Here is a 6946-nt window from a genome sequence, read left to right as displayed (position 1 = left end):
GGATGATTCTTTTTATCGAGCGTTAACTGTTTTTGAAGCTGAGCTTTCGTGTAGCCTTTGCCTGTTCTCCCATAATATCTTTCTTTATCCAAGAGGGCAGAATTGTACTGTAGTCGGCAGATGTCTATCCATCTATGTAGGGTATTTGACTGTTCTTCTGTCGGGAAGATCTCAAATAAATAGTTCAACACTGTAGACACCTACCATCACCTCCATATACTACCACCATTATATCAAACATACGTTCTTATTTCCACTTAAGTGCGAGCAATTCATCCCCCACTAAATCGAAGATTTTGAAGGGGAATTCTTGCTGATTGTTGTTAAATATTGTTTTGTTGCAACCGATGGCATAAGGTGTATGGTTATTGACGCATTAGAAACAGAAGTGGCAATTAACAAGAGTAGGGTTTGGATATCGCAGCAAACCGAAATACTTAATAAAACTAATGATCAGGAGCCATGGCGATTCGATTTGAAAGGCAGAAAAGCTGATAAGAGAGAAACTAAACAAATCTTAGTAAGGAAGGAAAAGGAGAAAAAGAGAGAACTGACAAAAGTAATGAATGGTATTTTTGAAAAGGGGAATCGCAACGAAATTATATATTGGTACGGGGAATTGAAAAAAGAAAACATCTGTGATTTTTCTGAATATACATTAGATGGAGTAATAGAATTGTTCAGAAAAGAATTGGGAAACTGGAGCGAAAGTCATAACAACTTATTAAGCGAAATTACTAGCAAGAGAGTTAGTATGGGTTCCAATTCTGTTTGACAATTGAGTAGAAGGTGTTAAAAAGACAAAGCTTGGAAGGAGCTGATTTTATTGGAAGATACAATTTATGACGTTGTAATTGTAGGGGCAGGACCAGCAGGTATGACTGCAGCTCTCTATTCTTCAAGAGCTAATCTAACTACTTTAATGATAGAAAAAGGTTTACCAGGAGGGCAAATGGCAAATACAGAGGACGTTGAAAACTTCCCTGGATTTGACCACATTACCGGACCAGAACTTTCTCAAAAAATGTATGATCACAGCCTTAAATTTGGTGCTCAATATAAAATAGCAGAGGTAACAGGAATAAAAGAAGAAGGTTTATACAAAATCGTATTAACTAATAAGGGAGAAAAGTTTAAAACAAAAACAGTTATTATCGCAACAGGCGCTTCTTATCGAAATCTAGAAGTACCTGGTGAAAAGGAATTTGGAGGTAGAGGTGTCAGCTATTGCGCTGTATGTGATGGGGCATTCTTTAAAAACAAAGAAGTAATAGTGGTAGGGGGAGGAGACTCCGCTGTAGAAGAAGGTGCTTTTTTAACCCGTTTCGCTAAAAAAGTTACCTTAATACATAGAAGAGATAAACTGAAGGCACAAAAAATCCTTCAAAACCGAGCTTTCAAAAACGAAAAAATGGGATTCATATGGAACAAAGAAGTGAAAGAAATCAAAGGTGATTCCAAGGTAACCTCAATTGTCCTTCAAGATACTTTAACGAAAGAAGAATCAGAAATTAGTGCCGATGGTGTATTTGTATATATAGGTATGGATCCGTTAACCAAACCTTTTAAAAACCTACCGATCACTAATGAAAAAGGTTACCTAATTTCAGATGAAGGAATGGGAACAAAGTTAGATGGCGTTTTCGTAGCTGGAGATTCTCGTGATAAAGAACTTAGACAAATCGTTACCGCTACAGGGGATGGAAGTATCGCTGCACAGTCAGCACAGAGCTATATAGAGAAAATTAATGAACAGTGATTGTTTAAAAAATTAGAGGTTAATGTTTCGAAGAAAGAAGGTGGATAAAATGAAATTAAAAACGAGTCGGAATGCGAATAAATTAATTATTATGGACTCAGATGAAGAATTCGAAATGAAATTACATTATTTAAAAAAGGAACTTAATCAGTTAGTCCTTTATGAAAATGGTTTTTTTGGATTATTCGGAACAGAGTATTTTTGTTTGGAAAATATCGAAGGCGACTTAATCATTACTACTACGTCAGAAGGATTAATGTTATATATTCAAAAATTGGTCGAACGCTTCAAATAGAAAAAGCACCCAGGGGTGCTTTTTTTATACAGCTTTTTTAATGTCTCTTTGTTCTGTTACAAAATCTTCTATATCTTTTTCGGTTTTTAACCTTTTCTTTTCATTCTTAAAAGAGTTCATAATCTCGAAGAATTCTTGGCTATCGTATTCTTGAATTAATTTTTGCAATACCTCTTCCTTGGTTTCGTATGTGTAAGTGAAGTTAAGCTTAGTGATAGTAGAGAGTTTTTCAATTTTACCTTTTGAAATATCCACAATGTAAGCATGATGTTCTTTGTTTTCCTTATGGACATCTCCATAGTTAGCTTTAACAGCTTCTAAATTAACTTTTTCTAGTTCCATGGTTTCTTTGAAAGAAGAGTCTAGTTTTACTATATGAGTGCCGCAATCGTGTACATACCACATAACTCTTCCCGAGTAGTTGCTCAAAGTGTGAATGTCGTGTACGAAGAAATCAGAGTGATATCTTTTAACATACCTATTAGCGATACCAAGCATCCTTTTCATGATTTTTGAATCAGAAGATGTAATATCAGTTCGAATTTCGTTAATCACAGATTCCCTTTCTGCATCTTCCATTTCGTAGTAATCGTTAGGTTTGATTGTTTTCAACTAAACCACTCCTTGTTTTTTAAAAATAGTATCATATAAATTCAAAAAAACAATTAAATAATATATTCTGCTAGCATTTGTGAGTGCATCAGGCGGACTCGCGACCTTTTCATAAAATCTTGTCCTAAAAGGAAGTCGATCATTCTTCTGATGAGAGGTTTAGGAATTAAGGGACCTATACTTTTGACAGCGTATTCACAGCGTTGACTTACGTCTGAGAATGTAGATTCATCTATAATCCAGTCGAAAAATAATGTGATCATATTAAAATGGGGAAGGTCTTCTAGTAGTATGGGAAATTCTAAAATCCAAGCATCTTTTCTAAGAACTTTGTCCATACTGTTAATGGGGGCATAATGATAAACTCGCATATCGTACGAATCAATTTGGATTTTTTCCAACCAATCTAATTTATCGATTGAATTGAGCCACAAATAATTCAGATCTCTAACTGCGAAAAAGTGTTCATCAGTTTCTTTAATAATTCTCATGGGTGTTTCTACATAATAATGTTCTTGATAAATTTTTGCTCGTATATTCATTTGTTCACCTTCTTTAGTTATATTTGCTCTATATCTAATTGATAAAAAATCTGTAATACCCCCGCTCAATACTCATATATTAAAGTAACGACCAAGAGGGTGGTGTCCAGATGAGGTTTGAGGATGTTTACATTGGCTCACATATCATTGAACATGATGTGGAAAGAATGGAAATTAGATACACAAACTCGAAGGAACCTAAAATCTATGCCCAGCAACAAATCACTCTAAGGCGTAAATTAGGCGAAGTAGAATGGCATGTCCAAGGGGTATCAGTATATAATTTAAAAACAGAAATTTACGAAAGCATTAACAGCTTATGGTCTAAACCTCTCAAAGAGAGGATTAGAGACGAAACGATGGCAATTGTCCAAGAAAGACAAAGGAAAGTTATTTAAAACGACCTCAGCAGGAGGTCTTTTTATTTTCAATAAACAACTTAAGAGAAATAACAATACCGAGGTGTTTGGAATGGAACATGAGGGCAACTTTGCAGTAGGGATGTTTTGGGGTCTTTTGTTTAGTGGTATTCTGTGGATTTCACTATTTGGATGGATCAAACTAATAATGAATTATTCTTGAACTCCCATTGAAATAAAATGAAAAAGGTTGAAGCCTAAATATAGGTCTCAACCTTTTTTGTATATTAATTTAGGCGTCTTCACGATCAGTGAATTCGATGTATATCTCCTGAGAGTCTAGGTTTAGGTTTAATACTCGTAAATTTACATTTTCTCCATCAAGAGGCAAAGATATCTCTGTCCCACTTTCGATGTGGAAGTAAAGTGGGGTTACAATGTTATGGAAAACATCACGTTTCGTAATTAAAATGGTATTTGAATTGATAAAACCATTGAAGACATATTCTTTGTTACTTACTTTTTGCATATTTTCAACGTTAGTAGGAGCTGCTTCAAATAGAACATCTCCTGTTCTGAAAGATATTTGGTAATAGGTTGGTATCCCGACCGCTTTCGAGTGCTCATCTTTGATATCTGTGACAATCCTATAGTCACCTTTATTAGAAACAACATAGTCATTTTCCATAATTTCATTATCTAGTTCCTTACCGCTTGAAGCGTAAAAAGAAAGAGAGAAATTGATTGTAATTGCCAAACCAATAATACACAGAGTCACATATAATGTCTTCACGGTTATTTTATCCCCCTTAGTCTGTCGATGCTAAAACTCTATGTATAGAAAAACAATTATTTCCTCTCGGTGGTATTCAAAAAGATTCTTTCCACAAAAGTTGACCTTTCCAATACAAAAAGACTTATGCCTATAGGAATAAGTCTTTTTGGGAATAATTTAATCAAGTGTTTAAATTATATATTTTAGTGACAAAAATTCACGAAAAAAGCTTTAAAAAAGAGTGCTAGGCACTCTTTATATTAATTAAATGGCTGTTTTAATGTTTTTACTAAAGGTTAGACCCCAAAAACCTCTTCTGATGGGATGAAATTCGTCACTTAGTTGAAGCGTTTGACGGACTTTGGCTTGCCAATGTTGATTTTTCTTTGCCTTTTTAGTATCGCCAATGACATGGTAGAGTTCATGTAGATTTGCTTTACCGCCAAGATCCTCCATCGCGGTTTGAACAATATCTCTCCAAGAAGGTAGAGTAGAATCTTTCATATTTTGTTCTACTTTCCTAGTTACAGCTACAGGAATAGACCACACATCATTCTTTTTAAATACAAGTAGGTGTTCGTGATCAATCCGGATTAATTTATTGTTTCCATAAGATTTATTTGCTGTTGAAGTGTTGTGTTGGGTTTTTATAATATGCGATTCAACTTTTCCGATCCAGTTCATATCTTTGATAATAGAGAAGTAATCACCTTTTCTACGAACATCTCCAACTAGTATTGCATGCTTGCCGCCATTACGAAGACTTGAGTAAATTTTTGCGTTAATGTGATCAAGTTTTTTAACGAATTCTTCATAAGACGCGCATCGACTGAGATCATCAGGATGAGGCTCGTTTCCCCATGCGTTCCCAGAATATGCGATGATATCGTGGTAGGCAGGGTGAGAAAACACAAAATCACTTCCTACAGGCATATCGTCTTTGAGAGCGTTCCATCCTCCGTATTTAGGGTTTAAATCTAGATGTAGGCTGTTGTCCATTCCAAGTGATTGTGCTACATCTACTCCAGTGCCTCCTCCAGCAAAGACTTCAACAAATTTCTTTGGTTGATAGTGTTTGAGAAGTTCTAGAATTACATAGCCGCTACAATTACCAGGATAACGATTGTTTCCGTATTTGCCTCTGTTTGGGAAATTCATAATACTGCTGTTCATAAATGTTTCCTCCTTAGGAATGTGCTGATAGTTTTTAACATAGTAGCATGAATACTAAAAGCAAAATAAAAAAACACAAAAAAATACAGGCAAATGCCTGTATTAGAAATTCATAAAGCCTTTGTAACCTCGCTTCACCTTATGTTGTTTGATATGTTTAGATATATCTAAAGCTACTCCTACTACAATTATCAAAGTTGGTCCGCCAATCATGAGTTGTTGAGGCATGGACGAGAGCAATGTAATGATTAAAGGAAGTATTGAAACAGCTGTTAAAAAGAGAGCGCCAACAAATGTTATATGTTTCAATACATGAGTGATATAAATTTTGGTCTTTTCTCCAGGACGTACCCCAGGTACATATCCAGAGTTCTTTTGCATGTCATCTGCCATCTTTTTAGGATTCACTTGAACAAAAGCATAAAAATAAGCAAAAGCCATAATCAAAATCGAATAAATCGTCATACCAATTGGTTGAGTGTAATTAAGATTGTTTGTAACCCAAATTGCTATAGTGTTCTGTGGAAAAAAACGTGCTATGGTAACCGGAGCCATCATAATAGCGACAGCGAAAATAACCGGAATAACACCTGCAGTATTGATTTTGATGGGAATGAAAGTCGCTTCAGCAGTTGAAAATATATCCACTGTACTACGCTTAGAATAATGGATAGGTATTCTACGGTATGATTCTTGGATGTAGATAATAACGAGAGTCATTAGAACTACTACAAGTGCGATAATGATTAATTTTGCTATTGGATAGAACGTACCATCACTTAAATTTTGGAACTCAAGAGAATAAAATTGCTGTAACGCATTAGGGAATCCTGCTAGAATACCAGAGAATATAATGACTGAAATACCATTACCTAGTCCTTTATTTGTAATTAGCTCCCCCATAACTAATAAAATACCGGTTCCTACTGTCAAAGTAACAGCGATTAGCGCATATGTCCCTAAAGAAGGATCAGGTATAAGTCCAGGAAACATATTGTTAAACCCAAGCGATAACGCGATAGACTGAATCAAGGCTATACCTAGGGCGCCAATTCTGGTTATGTTTTTGATCTTTTCTTGCCCTTTCGCTCCTTGCTCAGAAAGTTCTTTTAAAGCAGGGGAGAGATTAATTTGAAGAAGTTGAATGATTATAGAAGCTGTAATGTAAGGCATGATACCTACTGCGAAGATCGAAAAGTTTTGAAGCGATCCTCCGGAAAAAGTGTTCATAAAACCGAATAAATCACTATTCCCTAGTGAAGATTTCAAAACTTGACTATCAACACCGGGGACGGGGATGAAACTACCAATTCGATATAGAAACAATAAACTCAGGGTAAAAATAATCTTCTTCTTTAAATTCCCAGATTGATTTTGAGAAATCATTTGATATCACTCCTTCTAAAGCGTAAAAAAGCCGCGATAGCGACT

General features: G+C 35.2%; 10 protein-coding genes. 4 read left to right on the top strand and 6 right to left on the bottom strand.

Going from position 1 to position 6946, the window contains the following annotated elements; translation table 11 throughout:
- A partial coding sequence (locus tag PQ511_RS22980) for a helix-turn-helix domain-containing protein (RefSeq protein ID WP_273854246.1) occupies positions 1-200 on the bottom strand: 200 nt, incomplete at its 3' end.
- Positions 201-310: 110 nt separating this feature from the next.
- On the opposite strand from PQ511_RS22980, the gene PQ511_RS22975 reads away from it, so the two are divergent.
- The 3 genes from PQ511_RS22975 (at position 311) to PQ511_RS22965 (ending at position 2054) form a co-directional block, all read left to right on the top strand.
- The gene (locus PQ511_RS22975) at positions 311-775 is read left to right on the top strand and encodes a DUF3603 family protein (RefSeq protein ID WP_273854245.1); all 465 of its coding nucleotides are present in this window, start codon (positions 311-313) and stop codon (positions 773-775) included.
- Positions 776-877: 102 nt separating this feature from the next.
- On the top strand, positions 878-1759 hold the full coding sequence (trxB, locus tag PQ511_RS22970; protein ID WP_420541754.1) for a thioredoxin-disulfide reductase: 882 nt from the start codon (positions 878-880) through the stop codon (positions 1757-1759).
- A 49-nt stretch (positions 1760-1808) separates the two neighbouring features.
- On the top strand, positions 1809-2054 hold the full coding sequence (locus PQ511_RS22965) for a hypothetical protein (RefSeq protein ID WP_273854244.1): 246 nt from the start codon (positions 1809-1811) through the stop codon (positions 2052-2054).
- Positions 2055-2078: 24 nt separating this feature from the next.
- Here the strand turns inward: PQ511_RS22965 and PQ511_RS22960 are convergent, their stop codons facing one another.
- Positions 2079-2666: a hypothetical protein gene (locus PQ511_RS22960; protein WP_273854243.1), complete on the bottom strand. Its 588-nt coding sequence runs from the start codon at positions 2664-2666 to the stop codon at positions 2079-2081.
- A 53-nt stretch (positions 2667-2719) separates the two neighbouring features.
- Complete coding sequence (locus PQ511_RS22955; protein WP_273854242.1) at positions 2720-3208, bottom strand: hypothetical protein; 489 nt, start codon at positions 3206-3208, stop codon at positions 2720-2722.
- A 110-nt stretch (positions 3209-3318) separates the two neighbouring features.
- On the opposite strand from PQ511_RS22955, the gene PQ511_RS22950 reads away from it, so the two are divergent.
- Positions 3319-3606 (top strand): hypothetical protein, encoded by a 288-nt coding sequence (locus PQ511_RS22950; RefSeq protein WP_273854241.1) that lies wholly within the window; start codon positions 3319-3321, stop codon positions 3604-3606.
- Between the two features lie 253 nt (positions 3607-3859).
- On the opposite strand, the gene PQ511_RS22945 is transcribed toward PQ511_RS22950, so the two are convergent.
- The 3 genes from PQ511_RS22945 to secY form a co-directional block, all read right to left on the bottom strand.
- Positions 3860-4360 carry a hypothetical protein gene (locus tag PQ511_RS22945; protein ID WP_273854240.1) on the bottom strand — a complete coding sequence of 167 codons (501 nt, stop codon included), beginning with the start codon at positions 4358-4360 and terminating at the stop codon, positions 3860-3862.
- A gap of 246 nt (positions 4361-4606) precedes the next feature.
- Positions 4607-5515 (bottom strand): DNA methylase N-4/N-6, encoded by a 909-nt coding sequence (locus tag PQ511_RS22940; RefSeq protein ID WP_273854239.1) that lies wholly within the window; start codon positions 5513-5515, stop codon positions 4607-4609.
- 102 nt (positions 5516-5617) lie between these two features.
- A complete protein-coding gene (gene secY, locus PQ511_RS22935) occupies positions 5618-6901 on the bottom strand; it encodes a preprotein translocase subunit SecY (RefSeq protein ID WP_273854238.1) in 1284 nt (427 codons plus the stop codon).
- Positions 6902-6946: the final 45 nt, after the last annotated feature.

Source organism: Guptibacillus spartinae (assembly GCF_028610625.1).
GTDB classification, from domain to species: Bacteria; Bacillota; Bacilli; order Bacillales; family Guptibacillaceae; genus Guptibacillus; species Guptibacillus spartinae.
The sequence above is the reverse complement of the archived record's forward strand: the minus strand, read 5'-3'. Positions and strand labels throughout refer to the sequence as shown.

Excerpts from the sequence above, each read along its gene's own strand:
- PQ511_RS22950 (WP_273854241.1), top strand. The coding sequence starts at position 3,319 with ATGAGGTTTGAGGATGTTTACATTGGCTCACATATCATTGAACATGAT.
- PQ511_RS22940 (WP_273854239.1), bottom strand. The coding sequence starts at position 5,515 with ATGAACAGCAGTATTATGAATTTCCCAAACAGAGGCAAATACGGAAAC.
- PQ511_RS22955 (WP_273854242.1), bottom strand. The coding sequence starts at position 3,208 with ATGAATATACGAGCAAAAATTTATCAAGAACATTATTATGTAGAAACA.
- trxB (WP_420541754.1), top strand. The coding sequence starts at position 878 with ATGACTGCAGCTCTCTATTCTTCAAGAGCTAATCTAACTACTTTAATG.
- PQ511_RS22965 (WP_273854244.1), top strand. The coding sequence starts at position 1,809 with ATGAAATTAAAAACGAGTCGGAATGCGAATAAATTAATTATTATGGAC.
- secY (WP_273854238.1), bottom strand. The coding sequence starts at position 6,901 with ATGATTTCTCAAAATCAATCTGGGAATTTAAAGAAGAAGATTATTTTT.